Source organism: Methylobacterium sp. Leaf89 (genome assembly GCF_001422215.1).
Lineage (GTDB): Bacteria > Pseudomonadota > Alphaproteobacteria > Rhizobiales > Beijerinckiaceae > Methylobacterium.
The window spans coordinates 435,052-454,469 of record NZ_LMML01000028.1; the positions used below are offsets into that span (position 1 = coordinate 435,052).

Consider the following 19,418-nt stretch of genomic DNA (forward strand, 5'->3'; position numbering starts at 1 on the left):
TCCGCTGTGGCGCTATTCACTGCGCGAAGAGCGAACAATAGATTGTCCGGGAGGCGTACTCCGGGATATCCGGACTGTTTTAGGTCAATCGAGAGGGCCATAGAACTGGATCGGATAGATGATAGAGTATCTTTTCCAGAGCATCGCCGACAACAATACGCGTCGAAGAGCCTGGATTGATGCCTTGGCGGATCTATTCGAGGTGCGTTGCGAGCAGGACGTCTTTGTTCCGTGCAGTGTATACCAAAGATATTATAATCTGAAGAAAATGATGTTTACCGAGACCGACGGCTTCAAGCAGGTCGCGGAGAGAAAATTGTCTCAAATCGCGAACCAGAACATCGATCACATCTGCATCTCCCTCCAGCTCTCAGGTCGGAAAAAGATTGCAACCGGAAGGTGCGTTTCGGAAATCGAGAAGGAGATGCTGGTCGTCTTCGATCTTTCTCAGGAGCTCTCGATCGACCGCGCGGGCGGGGGCGCCGAATTGGGTGCGATCGTGCCGCGCCGTGTCCTGGATGGTTGGCGCGGCGATCCGTCGAGCTGGCATGGACGGGTCATCCCTCCGACGACCACACCCCTCACCCTTCTGCTCGCCGACCATCTGAAAGGCTTGCGGACCTGCCTTCGGACGGCGGCCCCGCTGCAGAAGAACAGGCTCGCCGAAGCCTCCATCGCCCTCTGCAACGCGGCGTTCATCGCGGAGGCGGACAGCGCCTACAATCACACCGGCGTCCTCGGGATCGCCGTGCGCCAGGAAATCGACCGAAACCTCGCCGCGATCGACGCCGAGACGCTGATGGCCAAGTTCGGCCTGTCGCGGACGCCCCTCTACAAGCTGTTCGAGGCCGATGGGGGGGTCTACGCCTATATCCGCAGCCGGCGCCTCGCGCACGCCATGCAGCAGCTCGCCTGCGCCGCCGGCGGGCGGCGCCCGAGGATCGCGCAACTGGCGTTCGAGAGCGGTTTCGAGAACGAGCAGGTGTTCAGCCGGGCGTTCCGGCGCAAGTACGGCCTGAACCCGAGCGAGGTCGACGCCACCTGCCAGGTCTGCCCGCACGACGACCGCGCGTCACGCCTGCTGTCCTGGCTGCGTGAACTCTAGCCGATCGCGGGTCCTGCTCACGGCGCCGCGCCGTTCGCGCCCCGTCGGCTCAGCAGGTCCTTGCGGAACTTGGCATCGGGGCGCTGCAGGAAGTGCCCGGCGCAGCGCATGTGCTCGTGCATCTCGCGCCCGACACGTCGGCGCCCCGGGACCGAGCGGCGCTTCGATCCCAGGGCCCGCCTCGTCCCGGATGCGCGGGAATCGGTGTCCGGAGAAGCCCCGGTTGGGCACGGGCGGACCGCCCGCGGACTGGCCGGTGCTCAATTCGCAGGAGTCCGAAGGTGCACGAAAGCAAAAATTCGAAAAACGGATTCATACATTGTGAATTGCTGGCCCGTATGCCTGTAGCGCGTAAGATTTAAAAATCGAGCCGCATGCAACTTCTGCGTTATAGAGCTTGTATCACAGAAACTTGTTCCGATGCTGTTCGATCAGAAAACCTTTCGAAAGATGGTCTTGAATCGTACAGGACATCCCTGCCAGCCTGAAACGACCGGAAAAGCCGACGTTTTTCTCAATGTGCGTGCGGTTGCGCTGCTCGAACGATTCCGCTCGGACAGTCGTGGCGCGACCGCCGTCGAATTCGGGCTCGTTGCAATTCCGTTCTTCACGATGCTTGCGGCGATCATCCAGATCTCGTTTCAGGTCTGGGCTGCGCAGAACCTCGACTATGCTGTGCAGAAGGCAAGCCGATCCATTCTGACGGGATCCTTTCAGGTGGCCAATAGCGGGCAGCGGGACCCGGCCGTTCTGTTGGGACGTCTGCGGGACAATCTCTGCAACTCCGGCGCGCTGATGCCGGCCTTCGACTGCCAGTCGATCAAGCTCGACGTCACGCTGAGCGGGTCCTACGGCAGCGGCAGCGTTTCCAGCCCGTTCGACTCGAGCACGGGCGGCTGGTCCCGCACGGCCGGGACGCAGTTCAGCTGTCCGCAGCCGGGCGCCATCGTCATCGTTTCGGCGGCCGCGAAGTTTCCGGTGTTCTTCTCGTTCCTGAAGCTGAGCCCGAATACCTTCGCCGATGGATCCCAGCTGATGCTGTCGACGGCCGTCTTCCGGACGGAGCCCTACCAGACGACATCGACCACGGGCTGCAACACCTGACATGGGTTCGCCAGGCTCCTTCCCGCCACCTGCCCGGAACATCCACGCCGTCCGGATCCGTGCCCGTTCGTTCGGGCGGGCGGCCGAAGGCGTGTCGGCGGTGGAATTCGCCCTCATCTTCCCGATCATGCTCCTGCTGCTGGTCGGCATCATCGAGCTGTCGAATGGTGTCGACAACTGGCGCAAGGTGACCCTCCTGTCGCGGGCCGTCGCGGATCTCACGTCGCAGGGCGACAAGCAGAACCCGATGACGGATGCGGCGATGGCCGACATCCTGAAGTCGGCCAAGCTCATTCTTCGTCCCTTCGACACCACGAACGTCAAGATCGTCGTGAGCGCGCTGGGGGTCGACCTGAAGGGCTTCTCCCTGAGGCCCGTCGTCTGTTCGAGCGCCGCCACGGACAACGCCAAGGCGCGCGCCACCGGGGCCGCCGCGGACCTGAGCGTTCCGCAGGGATTCCAGGTCACCGGCACCCGCTACATCCTCGCGGAGGTGACGATGCCCTACGCGCCGATGCTGGGCAGCGCCCTGGTGAACCAGCTCGGCGGGACCAACGGGCAGATCACCCTGACCGTCAACACGCCCTGGCCGACCCGCGGCGGCCAGCCCTACGGGGTGAACCCCTACAGCGAGGTGGTCCTGCCCAAGGGATCGCCCTGCCCCGCCCCCGTGACCTGAGTGCGACGAGGTGAGGAGATGATCGTGCGTCGTCCTGGTTTGGTCCAACGCTTCCACGGCGATCGCCGCGGGAACGTCGCGGTGATCTTCGCGCTCGCGAGCCTGCCGCTGCTCGCCTTCGCGGGGGCCGCCCTCGATTACGGAACCGCCACGCGGATGCAGGCCAAGCTCCAGGCGGCCACCGATGCGACGGCCCTGAGCCTGTGCCAGAGCCCGAGCACGACGACCACGGCCCAGATGCAGGCCCAAGCCCAGGCCATGATGGCCGGCTACATGGGAGCCGCCGGATTGACGGTCGATCCCATCAGCGTGACGACGAGCCCGCGCAAGATCGTCCTGGCCACCCATATCAGCTCGCCGGCCCTGTTCGGCCAGGTCTCCAAGACGCTGGATCTGAATCCCACCGCCGTCGCCCAATGCGCGACGCCGCTTCCGAAGACGTTCGAGATCGCCCTCGTGCTGGACACGACCGGCTCGATGAGTTCGAGCGGCGGCAGCACGACGAAGATGCAGGCCGCCCAGCAGGCGGCGAACAACTTCATCGACTACGTCCACAACAACCCCGCCTTCACCGCGGATACGCGGATCTCGATCGTTCCCTTCGCGGCGTCCGTCGCGGTCAATCCGGTCACGTACCGGAACGCGGCCTGGATCGATAAGCTCGGCAAATCCTCCTACCACTGGAACAACGTCAGCGGCGCCACGGCGGCCGGGTTCACCAGTCGGTTCGGGATCTTCGATTCCCTCAAGACCGTCTCGCCGAGCTGGGGCTGGGGCGGGTGCCTGGAGACCTTGCCCTATCCGCTGAACGTCCAGGACGGGCAACCGGGGGCGAGCGCCGATTCCCTCTACGTCCCGATGTTCGCACCCGACGAGCCCGGTCAGGGGACGACGTCCTATACGACCTATGCGGGGAACTACACGTTCAACAGCTACCTGAACGACGCGACGGGCTCCAATTCCTGCAAGGCGGACACCAGCCTGAGCTTCGCCGCCACCGAGGCGCGGGCCTGCAAGTACGTCAATCCCCAAGGCGCGGCGCCCACGGAGAGCTCCTACCTCGCCCTGCCGAACGGACCCAATTTCGGCTGCACCAGTCAGCCCCTGCAGCGGCTGACCAACGACGTCACGATCCTCAAGTCGCTGGTCTCGAGCCTGAAGCCGCAGGGCGCGACGAACATCCTCGAAGGCCTGATGTGGGGATGGCGCACGGTGTCGCCCAACAGCGTCTTCGGCGATGGCGGCTCCTACGCCTCGGCGAACGTCAACAAGATCATCATCCTGATGACGGACGGGGCGAACAGCTGGAGCGACAACCCCTACCAGAACTACAACGGGACGTTCTTCTTCTCGATGGGGTATTTCAAGAACGCCGACGGCTCGACGCCGAACGGGCGCCTGCCGCCCAACTACCAGAATCTCACGACCACCACCCAGGCGCGCAACGCCCTGGACGCCCTGACCCAGACGGCCTGCACCAACGCCAAGGCGGCCGGCATCCAGCTCTACACGATCGGCTTCAGCACCGCGGGCGATCCGATCGACAGCCAGGGCCTGAGCCTGCTGAACGGCTGCGCGAGTTCGCAGAGCCAGGCGTTCATCGCCAACACCTCGGACGCCCTCATCGCGGCCTTCGACCAGATCGGAAAGAGCATCGGAACGCTGCGCCTGACCCAGTGAGGGCACCCGTCCCTGGGCCGGCTTCCAGACGCTGAGGGCCGTCGTCCCGGGCCCGACCCTCACACACCCGCGCCGTTCGCGCCCCGTCGGCTCAGCAGGTCCTTGCGGAACTTGGCATCGAGGCGCTGCATGAAGTGCTCGGCGCAGCACATGTGCTCGTGCATCTCGCGCCGGACGGCCTCGGCGTCCTCGGCCCGGTAGGCGGCCACGAGGGCGCGGTGGCTTTCGAGGTTGTGGGCGCCGAAGGCCTCGTGCTCGGTGAGGCTGTCGCTGCGGAATTCCACGAGGTCGCGCAGCAGGCTGTTGAGGAACCGGCACATGAAGGCGAGGAGCGGGTTGTCGCTGGCGTCGCACAGGATGTCGTGGAAATCGACCTCGACCACCCGGCCGAGGCCGCGCTGGTCGCCCGCGTTGGCGGCCTCGCAGGCGGCCATGTTCGCCTCCAGGCGGCGGAACTCCGCCTCGCCGAGGCGGCCGACCACGCTGACGCCGAGCGTCACCTCCAGGCTGCGGCGCAGGGCGTAGACCTGGGCGAAGTCGAGCTCCTGGAAATGCAGGAACCGGCGCAGCTGCTGCGCGGCGGCGTCCACCGAGATCGGGCGGATCTCCGGGCCGCCGTTGGGGCCGGACTGCATCGTCACCAGACCCTGGACCTCCAGGGCCTTCAGGGCCTCGCGGATCGTGCCCTTGGCGCAGCCGTAATGCTGCATCAGGGCGCGCTCGTTCGGCAGGCGGTCGCCGGGGGCCAGGCGTTCGCGGGCGATCCGGTTGCAGAGATCCTCGGCGATCTGGTCCGACAGCTTGATCCGCCGCATCGGCGCGGGCGGGCCGTCCACCTCGGGCGTGGTCATCGGGGAGCCGGACTCGGTGGAGCCCAGGCCGCGTCGGCGTCGAGGGGGAAGATCGGGCGGGCGAGCTTGGCGAACGGGAACAGGCCGTAATCGGAGCTGGTGACGCCCCGGCTCGCGCACTCCACCACCGCCCGGGCGAGGGGCTCGAAGACCGGCCGGCAATACATCCGCGACTTCAGGATCAGCACCCGGGCCGCCGCCGGGTCGAGGCCGAGGCTGGTGAACACGCCGAGGTCCCAGGGCTCGTGCGGCTCTTCCGTGACGAGGATGCGGGCCGCGCCCGTGTCGAGCACCGCCGCCCGGCCCATGCGGCAGCGTTGGCCCGTATAGGTCGGGCCGGTGATGACGTAGTCCCCGTCGCCCAGCGCCGTCACCGTGCCGGCGAGGGGGAGGGGGGCCTGGCGCGGGAAGCCCGGCAGGGGCACGCGGTTGCCGAGGCCGCAGGCGACCCGGGCGCCCACGCCCGCCGCGTGCAGGGCGGCCACGGCCTCCGGATCGCAGATCGGGCCGGCGAGGATGCCGTCCATCCCGGCGTCGAGGGCGGCGGCGAGCACGTCCATCACGTCGCAGGTGCCGCCCGACATGCAGTTGTCGCCGTGGTCGAGGAGGAGCACCGGGCCGTCGCCGGGCTGCGCCAGCGCGGCTTGTCCCGCCGCGATGGACTCGGCCAGCGGCGCCTCCGCGTAGACGAAGGCGTCCCGGGCGTCCCAGAGCCCGGCCGCGAGGTCGCGGGCCGCCGCGTCGGCGGCGCCCTGCGTCTCGGCCGTGACCGTGACCGAGACGCCGGCCTCGGCGAGGTCGGCCAGGGAGAAGCCGCCGAAGATCGTGGCGGCGAGCACGCCGGGGCGGGCCTCCGCCGCCCGGGCGGCCGCCACCGCCGCCTGCATCGGGCCGGGTACGCGGGTGTCCATGCGCAGGGTGTGGGCGAGCATCGGCGGGTGGACCCAGGCGCGGTGGGGCCTGAGGCCTTCGTCGAGCATGCGCCCGACGATCCCGGCGACGCGGGCGCCGGTCTCGGCCATGTCCACGTGCGGGTAGGTCTTGAAGCCGGCGAGCGCGTCGCACTGCGCCACCATCGCGTCCGTGATGTTGCCGTGGAGGTCGAGGGCGACGCCGAGCGGCACGCCTGGCGCCAGGGCGCGGATGCGGGCGAGCAGCGCACCCTCGCCGTCGTCGTGGCTCTCCGTCACCATCGCCCCATGCAGGTCGAGGAGGATGGCGTCGCAGCCCGGGCGGATCGCGTCGAGGATCGCCGCGCAGAGCGTCTCGAAGGCCGCGTCCGCCACCGGGCCGCTCGGGTTGGCATGGGCCGAGACCGGCACCGCGACGGTGGCGCCGCGCGCCTCCGCGAAGCGGATGAAGGCGCCCAGCGCCGTGGTGCTGTCGCGGCCCGCCGCCAGGGCCGCGTCGCCCCAGAGTGGGTGGAAGGCGGCCAGCGGGGTGGCCAGGGGCGAGAAGGTGTTGGTCTCGTGGTTCACCCGGGCGGTGACGATGCGCATGGCGGCAACTCGTGTCGTTGGGGTCAGGCCGCGGCGCTGTGGCGGGCGTCGTAGTCGAGCACTGCGTCGAGCAGGACCTGCGCGCCGGCGGCGCATTCGGACGGGGCGGTGGATTCGGCCGGGTTGTGGCTGAGGCCCCCGGCGCTCGGCACGAACACCATGGTGGTGGGCACCAGGCCGGCGACGTGGGCGGCGTCGTGGCCGGCCCCCGAGACCATGTCGCGGGTGGCGTGGCCGCCCTTCGCGGCCGCCCGCCGGACGGAGGCGATGCACTCGGGGTCGAAGGCGACGGGCGCGGTCCGGGCGATGGCCTGCAGGCGGGTCTCCAGCCCGAGCTCGGTGGCGACGCGCGCCACGGCCGCCTCGAGTTCCGCCTCCAGGGCGTCGAGCACCGCGTCCTGCGGGTGGCGCAGATCGACGGTGAGGAAGACGTGGCCCGGGATGACGTTGTTGGAGTTCGGCGTCACCGTGAGGTGGCCAACGGTGCCCACCGCGTCGGGGGCGTGCGCCTGAGCGGCGGCGTCCACCGCCTCCACCAGCCGGGCGGCGCCGACCAGCGCGTTGCGGCGCAGCGGCATCGGGGTCGAGCCCGTATGGGCGGACCGGCCCTCCAGGGTGACCTCGAACCAGCGCATGCCCTGCACGCCCTGCACCACGCCGATGGTGGCGCCTTCCGCCTCCAGGATCGGGCCCTGCTCGATGTGCAGTTCGAACATCGCCCCGAACGGCACCGCGCCCGCAGGCGCCGTGCCGCGGTAGCCGATGGCGTCGAGGGCTTCGCCGAAGCGCGTGCCGGCGCTGTCCTGGCGCGCCTCGGCCCAGTCGCCGGCATAGATGCCCGCATAGACGCCGGAGCCGAGCATGGCGGGGGCGAAGCGCGCGCCTTCCTCGTTGGTCCAGTTCACCAGCAGCAGCGGCGCCTCGGTGACGTAGCCGGCCCCGTCCAGGGTGCGCAGCACCTCGAGCCCGGCGAGCACGCCCAGCACCCCGTCGAACTTGCCCCCCGTGGGCTGCGTGTCGAGGTGGCTGCCGAGCGCGATGGGCTGCAGGTCCGGGTTCCGGCCGGGGCGCAGGGCGAACATGTTGCCCACCGCATCCACCGTGAGGGTGCAGCCCAGGGCCTCGACCTGGGTCCGCAGCCAGTCGCGCACCCGGCGGTCCTCGTCGCTCAGGGTCAGGCGGGCGATGCCGCCGTCGGGGGTGGCGCCGATGGCGGCGGTCTCGGTCAGGGTGTCCCAGAGGCGTTCGGCGTTGATGGTGAGGTTCGACATCGGTGTTTCGGAGTCCCTGCTGCTCACGCCGCCTTCACGCCGAGGAAGCGGTCGCGCGCCGCCTCGTCGGCGACGAAGTCGGCATTGCCGGCCGCGTAGGCGACGCGGCCGAGTTCGAGGATGTAGTGGCGGTCGGCCAGGCTCGTGCAGACCGCCAGGTTCTGCTCCACCAGCAGGATCGGGACCCCGGCCTCGCGGATGGCGCGGATCTGGGCCACGATCTCTTCGACGATGACGGGGGCGAGGCCTTCCACCGGCTCGTCGAGCATGAGGAGCTTCGGCCCGGAGAGGAGGGCGCGGGCGATGGAGAGCATCTGCTGCTCGCCGCCCGAGAGCTGCGCGCCCCCGTTGCGGCGGCGCTCTTCGAGACGCGGGAACATCGCGTAGATGTCCCGCAGGCCCCAGGGCGAGCCCTTGCGCACGGCGATGGCGAGATTCTCCGCGACGCTGAGCAGGCTGAAGATGCCCCGGTCCTCCGGCACGAGGGTGAGGCCGGCCCGGGCGATGCGGTGGGCGGGCCAGCCCGCTACGTCGGTTCCGTGGAACTGCACCCGGCCGCCGCGCGGGGGCAGGAGGCCGCTGATCGCCTTGAGCGTCGAGGTCTTGCCGGCACCGTTGCGCCCGAGCAGGCAGACGATTTCGCCGTCGCGCACCTCCAGGCTGACGCCCTGGAGGATGTGGCTCTTGCCGTAGAAGCCCTGGACCGCGTCCAGGCTGAGGGCGACCGGGCCGCTCACGAGGCGTGCGCCCGGGCGGGCGTGAGGTCGCCCGTGATCATGTTGCCGAGATAGGCCCGCCGCACCTCCGGGTCGTCGCGGACCCGGGCCGGCGGCCCCTCCACCAGCACGCGGCCGGCGCGCATCACCGTTACGGTGTCGGAGATGTTCATGACGATGCCCATGTTGTGCTCGATGAACAGGACGGTGTGGTCGCGGCCGAGGTCGCGGATCAGCGCCGTCATGGCGGCGATGTCGTCGATGCCCATGCCGGAGGTCGGCTCGTCGAGGAGGATGACCTTCGGCGCCGCCGCCATCGCCATCCCGACCTCCAGGCGCCGCTGCTGGCCGTGCGAGAGCGCGCCCGCGGCGCGCAGGGCCACCGCGGTCAGGTCGAGGCGTTCCAGCATCGCCTCGGCCATGGCCAGCGCCGGCCGGTTCGCCTCGGCCCGGCGCCAGGGGGCCAGCGCCTGCCAGGGCGTCTTGCCCTGCGCGGCCAGCCGCAGGTTCTCACGGACGCTCAAGGTCGGGAACAGGCTGGTGACCTGGAAGGAGCGGGCGAGGCCGAGGCGCACCCGCTCGTGGTCGGCGGTGCGGGTGATGTCCCGGCTGCCCAGGGTGATGCGCCCGGCCGAGGGCGCGATCCGGCCGGTCAGCGCATGGAACAGGGTCGTCTTGCCGGCGCCGTTCGGGCCGATGATCGAGTGGACGCTGTTTTCGGCGATGCGCAGGGTCACGTCCTGCAGGGCGACGAAGCTGCCGTAGCGGACGCCCAGGGCGTCGGTGGCGAGGATCGGCGCGCTCATCGGGCGACCTCCGGTGCGCGGCCGGTCTCCGCGCCGGGAAGAGCCTCCGGCGCGGGCGCGACCTCGGGGGCGGTCACCACGGGCCGGTCCGGCGCCGGATCGTCGACCGGCGGCGCCCGCGTCACGAGGGCGACGGCGTGCTCGATCAGGCCCCAGAGGCCGCGCTGCAGGAACAGCGTGATGACGATGAGGAGGAGCCCGAGGAGGAGGAGCCAGCGCGGCCAGATCGCCGAGAGGGCGTCGGCGGCGAGCAGGTAGGCGCCGGCCCCGAGGAGCGAGGCGAACAGGTTGGCGCTGCCGCCGATGATCGTCATGATCAGCAGGGTCTCGCTGGTATGGTAGTCGATGTTCGAGAGGGGCGCGACGCCGATCAGCATGGCGTGGAGCGCGCCCGCGAAGGCCGTCACCGCCCCGGAGATCGCGAAGGCCGCGACCTTGAAGGCGCGCACCGGATAGCCGATCGCCCCGGCCCGGCCCTCGTTGTCGCGGATGGCGAGCAGGGTGCGCCCGAAGGTCGAGAGCGCGACCCGCTGCAGGGCGGCGAAGAGCCCGAGGAAGAGCACGGCCACGAAGGCGTAGTAGGTCCAGGGATCGGCTAAAACCGTGCCGGCGAGGCGCGGGCGGGGAATGTCGAGCAGGCCGTTGTCGCCGCCCGTGAGGCCGCTGAAGGTGTAGGCCAGGAAGTAGAACATCTGCGAGAAGGCCAGCGTCAGCATGACGAAGTAGACGCCCTGGCGCCTGATCGAGACCCAGCCCACGGCGGCCGCCACCAGCGCCCCCATAGCCAGGGACAGCAGCAGCATGACGGGGGCGGGCAGGCCGGCGCGGACGAGGCCGAGCCCGGCGACGTAGCTGCCCAGGCCGAAGAAGATGCCCTGGCCGAAGGAGAGGAGGCCGGTATAGCCCAGCAGAAGGTTGCAGGCGGCGACCGCCAGCCCGTAGATCAGGATCTCGCTGGCCAGCGTGCCGGAGCGCATGACGAGGGGCAGGATCAGCACGGCGGCGAGCGCGAGGCCGAACTGGACGAGAGGCCGGTCGAGAAGAGGGACCATCGCGAAATCCTCCTCAGGCCCGGCCGAACAGGCCGCGCGGCATCGCCATGATGATGCCGGCCATGCCGAGATAGATGACGAGGCGCGCCCCCTCGGGCCACAGGGTGGCCATCAGGCTCTGGGCGATGCCGACGAGGAGGCCGGCGGCGAGCGCCCCGGCGTAGCTGCCCATGCCGCCGATCACCACCACCACGAAGGCGATGCCGAGCGCCTCGACGCCCATGAAGGGCTCGACGCCGCGGATGGGGGCGGCCAGCGCCCCGGCCAGCCCCGCGAGCCCCGCGCCGAGGGCGAAGACGGCGGTGTTGATGCGCAAGGTATCGTAGCCGAGGAGCGCCATGTTCGCGGGCGATTCCGACCCCGCCCGCACGATGGCGCCGAGCCGCGTCCGGTCGAGGAGCCACCACAGGCCCGCGGCCAGGAGCGCCGTGAAGCCGATTACGAAGAGCCGGTACTCCGGATAGACGAAGTCGCCGAGGATCAACACGCCGCTCAGTTCCTCCGGCGGGGCGACGTTCCCGCCGAGGGGTCCCCAGACGATGATGACGAGTTCCTGCACCACCAGGGCGAGGCCGACGGTGACGAGGATGTGGAAGGTGTGGGGCAGCTTGTAGACCCGGCGCAGGAGCAGCCGCTCGGTCAGGGCCGCCAGCCCCGCGACGACGAGGGCGGCGAGCGGCATCGCCACCCAGAAGCTCAGGCCCCGCTCGACGCCCTCGTAGGCGAGGTAGGCCCCCAGCAGGTAGAACGCCCCGTGGGCGAAATTCACGAACTGCAGCAGCCCGAAGATGATGCTCAGGCCCACCGCCAGGAGGAAGTAGAGCATCCCGAGCCCGAGGCCGTTCAGGATCTGGAACAGGTAGGTCACGGAGTCTCCCGTTCAGCCAAGGTGTCGTCCGCGTCGCGGGTCGGGTGAGGGGTGCGCGCTGTCCGGAGAGGTCGCCCCCTCGCCCGGTCGCTCCGCGACCACCCTCCTCCGCGGAGGGGGGAGGGTCGGAGCCAGCCCTCACGCCATCTTCCTCACGCCATCTTGCAGCCGGCGGCCTCGGGCGAGAGGAACGACTTGCCGGACTGGATGACGTCGGCGAAGTCGTCCTTGTCCTTCATGGCGGACTTCGCCTTGCCCTTGAGCAGGTAGTAATCCTTGATGACCTGGTGGTCGGCGGCGCGGATCTCCTCCTCGCCGGTCAGGCCGGCATAGCGCATCCCTTCAAGGGCCTTGATCACGGCGGGGCCGTCGGCGCTGCCGGCCTTGGCGGCGGCGTCGAGGAGCAGCTTGGTGATCTGGTACGAGCCGGCGAAGGAGTAGTTCGGCGTCATCCTGGCGGTCTCGCGGACCTTGGCCACCAGGGCCTTGTTCAGGGGCGAGTCGATGCCGTGCCAGTACTGCGCGCCGAAATAGACGCCCTCGCAGAGATCGGCACCCAGGGCCTCGAACTGCTCCAGGCCCGAGGCCCAGGCGAGCACGATGGTCATGCGCTTCTTGAGGCCGAAGCTCACCGCCTGGCGCAGGGCATCCGAGGATTGCGAGCCGAAGTTGAGGAGCAGCAGCACGTCGGGTTTGGCCGCGATCGCGTTGGTCAGGTAGCCGCTGAACTCCTTCTCGGCCAGCGAGTGATAGCTGTTGCCGACATGCTCGATGCCCTTCTCTTGGAAGACCGCCTTGGCTGCGCTCAGCAGGCCCTCGCCGAACACGTATTGCGGAGTGATGGTGTACCAGCGCTTGGCGTTGGGCATCTGCGCGATGAGGGGCCGCACCGTCTGTGCGATGGCGCCGAAGGTCGGCACCGTCCAGCGGAAGGTGCTGCGGTTGCAGTCCGAGCCCGTGATCTCGTCGGCCCCCGCCGTGGTGATGAAGACGCCGTCGGACTTCGCCGCCTCCTTGCCCATCACCAGGGCCTCGGAGGAGAGGATGCCGCCGGCGAAGAGCCGGGTGCCCTGCGCCATCGCCTCCTGCACCTTGCGGGCGGCCGGCGCCGGCTTGCCCTCGGTGTCGATGTCCGCGACCGTGACGGTGCGTCCGAGGACCTTGCCGGCCTCCTGCGCCGCGAACGCGGCGCCGAGCGAGGCGTACTTGCCGTTGGCCGCGAAGGCGCCGGAGATCGGCAACGGGGCGCCGATGACGAGAGGCCCCTCCGCCGCGTGGGCGCCGCGCAGGACACCGGACACCGGGAGGCCGGAAGCCCCCAGGGCGGCCGCCGTCAGCGAGGTCTTCAGAAACGCACGACGATCACGCATGGCACCGCTCCTCGCTCTCGCGCCGGACGAACTATCCAAACTATACGCATAGAATATGCGCGTGTTCGATCCGTCAAGCGGTCGTGGATGTTGCGCTGCACTTGTGCAATTGCGGGTCGTGAGCCGGGATTTCAGGCAGGCGATGCTCGTTATCGCTGCAGGATCGACCGGGTCTTGGCGCGCTTGACCGGGCCGAGTGCGAAGGTCGATTCGATCGAGGCGACGTCGTCGTGGCGGCTGAGGTTGTCGTTGGGGAAGCGCGCCGCCTCCCGGTGGCGACGCCGGCGGGCTTCGCACGCCCGCCTCAGGCCGGAGCGCGCCAGCCGATCAAGGCGTCGCCGATCGGTCTGGGGCTGGACGGACGCGCCGATCCGACCCCGAGGGGGAGGCCGGTTCAGACCCCGATCGCGCCGTTGTGCAGGGCGCGCAGCTCGACGTAGCTCATGGTCTCGCTGCTCCAGCTCGGCCCGTCGCAATCGTGGAGCCGCTTGGGGAGCGGCTTGTGCTTGTCGCCCTGGTAGAACCCCAACACGACGGTCTGGCCGTCGGTATCGTCGCGCTCGATCCGGTAGGCCGGCCGAACCTCCGATCCGAGGCGGCTGATCCGAACCCGCAGGGTCGGATTGCGCGCCTGGTCGGGGACCATGTTGCGGTAGACGCCTCTCAGGTACTCGAGGCGGTCGGCGTTCCGGCCCGCGAGATCCGCGATGGAGACGTTCTCGGCGAGCATGGCGGGGGAGGTCATGGGGTTCGGCTTTCGGTTGGGAGCGGGGGCGCTTCGCAGCGCCGGTCAGGCGACGGCCGGGGCTTCCTCGGTCGTCACAACGAATCGGGTCAGGGTGTTGGGCCCGAAGGTCAGGGTGAGCGGCACGTCGGCCGCATCCCGGCCGTAGGCGATCAGGATGCGGCCGATCCGCGACGCATTGTTGCGCGGATCGAAGGTGTGCCAGCTTCCATCGAGGAAGACCTCCATCCAGGCCGCGAAGTCGCCCGGTGCGTGCGGGAGCGGCAGGCCGATGTCGCTGACGTAGCCGTTGCAGTAGCGCGTCGGGATGTTGAGGCAGCGGCAGAAGGCGATGGCGAGGTGCGCGTAGTCGCGACAGACGCCGCGCTGCTCCTCGAATACCTCGAAGGCGGTCCGGGTGGCGCGGGCATGCTCGTAGCCAAAGGTGATGCGGTCGTGCACGTAGTCGCAGATCGCCTGGATACGGCTCCAGCCGGGCGGCAGATGGCCGAACAGGTCCCAGGCGATCTGCGAGAGGCGGTCGGTCTCGCAGTAGCGGCTGCCCAGGAGGAACAGGAGGCTGTCGGTCGGGAGCTGCGCGATGGGCGTCTCCGCCGCCGTCGGGTGCGGATGGTCCCCGCGGCCCCCGTCGCGCACGATCGTCTCGGTCTTCAGCGTGAACGCGCCGGCCGGAGCCGTCATCCGCTGGCACCAGTTGCCGAAACTGTCGCGATAGCCCTCCAGCGGCACCGCGGGCTGCGTGACGAGGTGGTCCGGGCGCTCCAGGTCCGAAACCCGCGAGGCATGGACGTTGAGGGTGGCGATGACCGGGGTGGGCTGGGGGAAGGTGTAGGTCATCTCGCAGCCGACGAGGATGCGCATGGGGTCTCTCCGGGATTGTCGTCGCGCGCGGGAGGGGGCCGCCGGGCCGCGAGGGGGCGGTTCCGCTGGCCGAGGGGCTTCCCTCAGTGCAGGGTCGGCGGCGGCTCCAGGAACACGCGCATGCCATCGCCCGCCTCGACGGCCTCGGTGAACGCGTCGAGGGCATCCGCGTCGCAGGCGAAGGTGGTGTCCCAGAGGGTCGACCATCCCGTCGGATCGATGACCTCCAGCGTCCAGGGATCCTGGGAGCCGGCGAAGCGGTAGACGTTCACCGTCACCGTGATGCCGTCCTGGGTCGCCTGTCCGGTCAGGTCCGAGAACTCCATCGTCGGTTTCTCGTAGGGCATGCGGTGTCTTTCTCGATGGACGAGGTCACCGCAGGAGCCCGGACGGGTCCCTATCTCATGAGCCGAATAACAGGTCTTTAGCAGAGTTCGGGTCGCAACGGTTCGAAAATCGCAATCTACCGCAACGATGCGTCGTCTCATCGGCCCTGCACACTTTAGTCCAGTCCTCGTCGATCTCGGACCGAGAGAAAGTTCGCTTATCCGACAGGGCTGCATCGGGAGGCCGATGCGTCTGTGAACGTTCGGCCGCGAAGTCCTGTCACGGAGCGACGCGTTCCCAAGACACGGGCCGAGACACGGGCCAAGACACGGGCCAAGACACGGGCCAAGACACGGGCCAAGACACGGGCCAAGANGACGGGCCAAGAGACGGGCCAAGACAGAGGCCCGGGCACAGAGCCCGTCCCGTGCGCCGGTGCGGCCGGGTCGATGACGGAAGGCTACCCGGCCTGGGCCAATTATCCAGTCTTGGCCAACAGAAAGAGCCCGGTGCCGATGGCGAGCAGGGTTCGGGACACCCGGGAGAAGGCGAGGGCGCCCGCGCCGTCCTCCAGGGATCGCAGATGGGCGACCTGGGCGAACAGCGCGGCCCAATAGGCGGCCCAGAGGCCCAGGACGGAGATCAGCCCCATCGGCCCGGCGGCTAGGCTTCCACCCGGCGCTCGTGCCGCCACAGCGCGATGGCGTGCCGGCGCGCCTCGTAGGCCCGCCGCATGGGCGTATCGACGGCGCCTTGCCCCTCCGGACGGTAGCCGAAGCGGAGGACGCCGTCCGAGCCGTAGAGACGCGTCATCTCGGAACGCCACACCTGATCCGTGCGGGTGAGAACCGCCTCGGTCTCGGCCAATCGGTTCATGGGCATCGGGGCTCGCTGATGTGAAGTGATCTTCATCTCAACGCGCGCGGACGCCGGAGGCTCCGGGACGCGTTCGGCACTTTCTGGCGCCGCCAGGGCCCCTCGCAGCCGTCGAACGCCCCTCCGGCCGCAGGGCGCTCCGCTCCGACATCCGGCCTGGGCCCACCCTGACCGGAACCGGGTGTAGCCATTGTCAGGTATCCGGACTGGCCCCCTGGAGGTAATCCCCTTGGCGGAATTACTTTATCCGATCAACTGAGTATGATTCGAGACATGCGGGATTCGTTCCAGATCTGACAGTTGTCGATGCCATCACGATTGCCGATGGATGGCATCATCGAATCATTGATCTGCGTTGGCCGAAGAGAAAAAGCCTGAGGGATTTGTCCTTTCGGCGGTGGACCAATTTTCTACTCTTGCGAGGGGACGCTTTGTCATGCCCACGGTTGATGGCAACCTGAACGATTGGACATCGTCGGCTCGGCTCAATCCCGCAGGCACGACAGCGGCCGGATACAGTTTGTATGGCGACCTGTCGGGCGGTGTCCTGACCTTCGCCCTCCAGGCGCCGACGGGGACGTCGATTGGGGCGTACACGACGATCTGGCTGAACACCGACAAGAATGCCGCCACCGGCTACAGCATCTGGGGTCTGTACGGGGGCTACGACTACAACATCAATATCGCTGCCGACGGAAAGCCGTACCTCTATCGCGGGGGCGACGGACAGACGCTCGTGTCGGCGACGCCGCTGACCGCCGTCTATAATGCCGATCGCACGGTGCTGGAGGTCAGCGTCTCGGCGGCGCAGATCGGGACGCCGAAGAGCCTCAACGTCCTGGCCGACGTGAACAACAGCGTCTTCCTACCGGGCGATTACGGGGCCGGCCCCTACACGGTCTCGGATGCCAGCACCCTGCCGGCCCGGACCTATACGGGGCACAAGGTCGGGATCGTCTACTCGGAATCCACGGCGGCGAACTACTTCAGCCCGATGGCGTATTCGCAGCTCTACATGGCGGCGCAGAACCAGGCCGCGGCCGCGGGCGTCCCCTACGACCTCCTGTCGGAATCGGATCTCACCGATCTGGCGAAGCTGTCGAACTACGACACGCTGATCTTTCCCTCGTTCCGCAACGTCGCCGCCGCGAAGGTCGCGGCGATCACCGACACCCTGACCAGCCTGGAGAAGACCTACCACGTCGGCATCATCACCGCCGGCGACTTCATGACGAACGACGAGAAGAACGCTCCGCTCTCCGGCGATTCCTACGCGCGCATGAAGGCGCTCTTGGATGTCAGCCGCGTCGACGGGGTCAACGGCGCGAACGTCGAGGTCAAGGCGGCGGCCACGACCAATCCCGTCATGGCCGGGTACACGGCCGGCGAGTCGATCCACCAGTACACGAACATCAGCACCTCCTACTTCACCAGTACGGACGGGCTGGGAACGACGCTCGCCAATCAGATCGTCAACGGGCAATCCAACATCGCGGTGATGGCGACGCAGACCGGGGGCAAGAATGTTCACTTCGCCACGGACGGCATGCTCGCCGACAACAACATGCTGGCCCACGCCCTGGATTGGACCATGGCGCCGGCGACGGGGCCGGATGTCAGCCTCCACATGAGCCGGAACAAGGCGATCGTCGCCGCCCGCGTGGACATGGATCAGGCCATGTACACCGATGATGTCCGGCCGGCCTCCGGATCGGGCATCTACGACAAGCTCCTGCCGATCCTGACGCAGTGGAAGCAGGCCTACAACTTCGTCGGATCGTACTACATCGATGTCGGCAACAATCCGGCCGAGGGCGAGGTCACGGACTGGACCTACTCGAAGAAGTACTACAACCAGATGCTGGCGATGGGGAACGAGATCGGCTCGCATTCCCTGACCCATCCCGAGAACACCAACCTCCTCACCGCGGCCCAATTCCAGACCGAATTCCAGCAATCCCGCGCGATCATCGAGCAGCAGCTCGGTCTGACCAATATCGGTGCCGCCGTTCCCGGGGCGGGAGAAAATCTCGCCACCGCGCGGCAGATCGCGCAGTACTATCCCTACATCTCCGGCGGCGCCTCCCTGATCGGCGCCGGGTATCCGGGGGCGATCGGCTATCTCAGCCCGACGGCCACCGATATGAAATCGGTCTACATCGCGCCCAATACCTCCTTCGACTTCACCCTCGTGGGCTACCAGCACCTCACCGCCGCGCAGGCCTCCGCAGCGTGGGCCAAGGAGTGGGCGACGCTGACGGCGCATTCCGACCTGCCGGTCGTGGTCTGGCCCTGGCACGATTACGGTCCGACGAATTGGCTGACCGATACGACGGATGCCGGCTACACCCAGCAGATGTTCACGGATTTCATCGCACGGGCCGCGCAGGCGGGCTCGGAATTCGTGACCCTGAACGATCTGGCCCAGCGTACCGCGACCCTCGAGAAGTCCGACGTCAGCTACAGCTTCGATGCGGCCGCGAACGTCCTCACCGCGTCGGCGACCACCGCGGCCGGAGATCTCGGCAAGTTCGCCCTCGACATCGGCAGCGGCCATACGATCAAGAACGTGGCCGGCTGGTACGCCTACGACAGCAACAGCGTCTTCGTGCCGAAGGCGGGCGGGACCTTCAAGATCGCCCTCGACGGCACGCCGGACGACGTCACCCACCTGACGACCCTTGCGGATCGGTCCGACCTCCTCAGCGTGACCGGCGACGGCACCAACCTCAGTTACTCGGTCGTCGGTGAGGGCCACGACATCATCCAGCTGAAGTCCCATGTCGGGCAGATGGTGCAGATCACCGGAACGGATGGCGCGAGCCTCTCCGGCGCCAACCTGGATCTGACCCTGACCGGACTGGGACAGCACAACGTCTCCATCGTCCTCGCATCGGCGCCGGTCGGAACGACCGCGAGCGATTGGATCTTCGGAACGGACGGCGCGGATACGATCAATGCCGGGGCCGGCGCCGACACGCTGCAAGGCCTCAGCGGCAACGACACCTACATCGTCGACAACTCCGGAGACCGGATCATCGAGGCCGTGAATGCGGGGATCGACACCGTTCAGAGCGCGGTGACCTACACGCTGGCGGCGAATGTCGAGAAGCTCGTCCTGACGGGGACGAACGCCATCAACGGAACGGGCAATGCCCTGGCGAACGTCCTGACCGGAAACAGCGCGGCGAACACGCTCGCCGGCGGCGACGGCGCCGATATCCTGGAGGGCAAGGCCGGAAACGATATCCTGACGGGCGGGCTCGGCGCCGACGCCTTCCTCTTCAGCAAGGCCGGTCAGGGCATCGACCTCGTGCGCGACTTCTCGCGGGCGCAGGGCGACAAGATCCAGGTGCACGCCTCCGACTACGGGCTTCCCGTCGGCACGCTCGCGAGCGACTGGTTCGAGACGAGCGCCACCGGTCTCGCCACGAAGGCGCACGCGGAGTTCGTCTTCAATTCGGGGTCGCACACGCTGAGCTGGGACGCGGACGGCATCGGGAGTGCGGCCGCCCTTCAGGTGGCCACCTTCTCCAACAACCCGCTTCTCCAGTATCAGGATTTCGCGATCGTGGTCTGATCGCGCGATCGACCCGGACGGATCCGAA

At 68.3% G+C, this 19,418-nt stretch carries 18 protein-coding genes; 5 read left to right on the forward strand and 13 right to left on the reverse strand.

Translation table 11 applies throughout. The features are described 5' to 3' along the window. Positions 1-118: 118 nt before the first annotated feature. The 4 genes from ASF18_RS13245 (at position 119) to ASF18_RS13260 (ending at position 4,568) form a co-directional block, all read left to right on the forward strand. A complete protein-coding gene (locus ASF18_RS13245) occupies positions 119-1,105 on the forward strand; it encodes an AraC family transcriptional regulator (RefSeq protein WP_082487495.1) in 987 nt (328 codons plus the stop codon). A 420-nt stretch (positions 1,106-1,525) separates the two neighbouring features. Continuing rightward, positions 1,526-2,209 (forward strand): TadE/TadG family type IV pilus assembly protein, encoded by a 684-nt coding sequence (locus ASF18_RS13250; RefSeq protein ID WP_244472694.1) that lies wholly within the window; start codon positions 1,526-1,528, stop codon positions 2,207-2,209. A 100-nt stretch (positions 2,210-2,309) separates the two neighbouring features. Next, entirely contained in the window at positions 2,310-2,888 is a 579-nt protein-coding gene (locus ASF18_RS13255) for a TadE/TadG family type IV pilus assembly protein (protein WP_244472695.1), read from the forward strand. 81 nt (positions 2,889-2,969) lie between these two features. After that, positions 2,970-4,568 (forward strand): Tad domain-containing protein, encoded by a 1,599-nt coding sequence (locus ASF18_RS13260; protein ID WP_244472696.1) that lies wholly within the window; start codon positions 2,970-2,972, stop codon positions 4,566-4,568. A 59-nt stretch (positions 4,569-4,627) separates the two neighbouring features. Here the strand turns inward: ASF18_RS13260 and ASF18_RS13265 are convergent, their stop codons facing one another. The 13 genes from ASF18_RS13265 to ASF18_RS13320 all read right to left on the reverse strand — a co-directional run bounded on the left by ASF18_RS13265 (position 4,628) and on the right by ASF18_RS13320 (position 15,810). Then, on the reverse strand, positions 4,628-5,419 hold the full coding sequence (locus tag ASF18_RS13265; RefSeq protein ID WP_056216136.1) for an FCD domain-containing protein: 792 nt from the start codon (positions 5,417-5,419) through the stop codon (positions 4,628-4,630). Continuing rightward, complete coding sequence (locus ASF18_RS13270) at positions 5,416-6,918, reverse strand: M81 family metallopeptidase (protein WP_056352191.1); 1,503 nt, start codon at positions 6,916-6,918, stop codon at positions 5,416-5,418. Before ASF18_RS13270 ends, ASF18_RS13265 begins: the two co-directional genes overlap by 4 nt. A gap of 23 nt (positions 6,919-6,941) precedes the next feature. Further along, positions 6,942-8,189: a Zn-dependent hydrolase gene (locus tag ASF18_RS13275; protein ID WP_056352195.1), complete on the reverse strand. Its 1,248-nt coding sequence runs from the start codon at positions 8,187-8,189 to the stop codon at positions 6,942-6,944. Positions 8,190-8,212: 23 nt separating this feature from the next. After that, positions 8,213-8,926, reverse strand: coding sequence for an ABC transporter ATP-binding protein (locus tag ASF18_RS13280; protein ID WP_056216130.1), 714 nt, complete (start codon positions 8,924-8,926; stop codon positions 8,213-8,215). Continuing rightward, positions 8,923-9,711, reverse strand: coding sequence for an ABC transporter ATP-binding protein (locus ASF18_RS13285; protein WP_056216128.1), 789 nt, complete (start codon positions 9,709-9,711; stop codon positions 8,923-8,925). Before ASF18_RS13285 ends, ASF18_RS13280 begins: the two co-directional genes overlap by 4 nt. After that, positions 9,708-10,763, reverse strand: a complete 1,056-nt coding sequence (locus ASF18_RS13290; protein WP_082487501.1) for a branched-chain amino acid ABC transporter permease — start codon at positions 10,761-10,763, stop codon at positions 9,708-9,710. Before ASF18_RS13290 ends, ASF18_RS13285 begins: the two co-directional genes overlap by 4 nt. A gap of 13 nt (positions 10,764-10,776) precedes the next feature. Continuing rightward, positions 10,777-11,631, reverse strand: coding sequence for a branched-chain amino acid ABC transporter permease (locus ASF18_RS13295; RefSeq protein ID WP_082487503.1), 855 nt, complete (start codon positions 11,629-11,631; stop codon positions 10,777-10,779). 152 nt (positions 11,632-11,783) lie between these two features. Beyond that, the gene (locus ASF18_RS13300; protein ID WP_056216126.1) at positions 11,784-13,001 is read right to left on the reverse strand and encodes an ABC transporter substrate-binding protein; all 1,218 of its coding nucleotides are present in this window, start codon (positions 12,999-13,001) and stop codon (positions 11,784-11,786) included. A gap of 394 nt (positions 13,002-13,395) precedes the next feature. After that, positions 13,396-13,746 carry a hypothetical protein gene (locus ASF18_RS13305; protein WP_056216124.1) on the reverse strand — a complete coding sequence of 117 codons (351 nt, stop codon included), beginning with the start codon at positions 13,744-13,746 and terminating at the stop codon, positions 13,396-13,398. Positions 13,747-13,791: 45 nt separating this feature from the next. Then, positions 13,792-14,607, reverse strand: a complete 816-nt coding sequence (locus ASF18_RS13310; RefSeq protein ID WP_056352199.1) for a transglutaminase family protein — start codon at positions 14,605-14,607, stop codon at positions 13,792-13,794. A gap of 83 nt (positions 14,608-14,690) precedes the next feature. Continuing rightward, entirely contained in the window at positions 14,691-14,954 is a 264-nt protein-coding gene (locus ASF18_RS13315) for a hypothetical protein (RefSeq protein ID WP_056216120.1), read from the reverse strand. 458 nt (positions 14,955-15,412) lie between these two features. Continuing rightward, positions 15,413-15,586: a hypothetical protein gene (locus ASF18_RS24280; RefSeq protein WP_200917584.1), complete on the reverse strand. Its 174-nt coding sequence runs from the start codon at positions 15,584-15,586 to the stop codon at positions 15,413-15,415. A gap of 11 nt (positions 15,587-15,597) precedes the next feature. Then, on the reverse strand, positions 15,598-15,810 hold the full coding sequence (locus tag ASF18_RS13320) for a hypothetical protein (protein WP_244472697.1): 213 nt from the start codon (positions 15,808-15,810) through the stop codon (positions 15,598-15,600). Between the two features lie 436 nt (positions 15,811-16,246). Between ASF18_RS13320 and ASF18_RS13325 the strand changes: the two genes are divergently transcribed. After that, entirely contained in the window at positions 16,247-19,390 is a 3,144-nt protein-coding gene (locus ASF18_RS13325; protein WP_082487505.1) for a polysaccharide deacetylase family protein, read from the forward strand. Positions 19,391-19,418 lie beyond the last annotated feature (28 nt).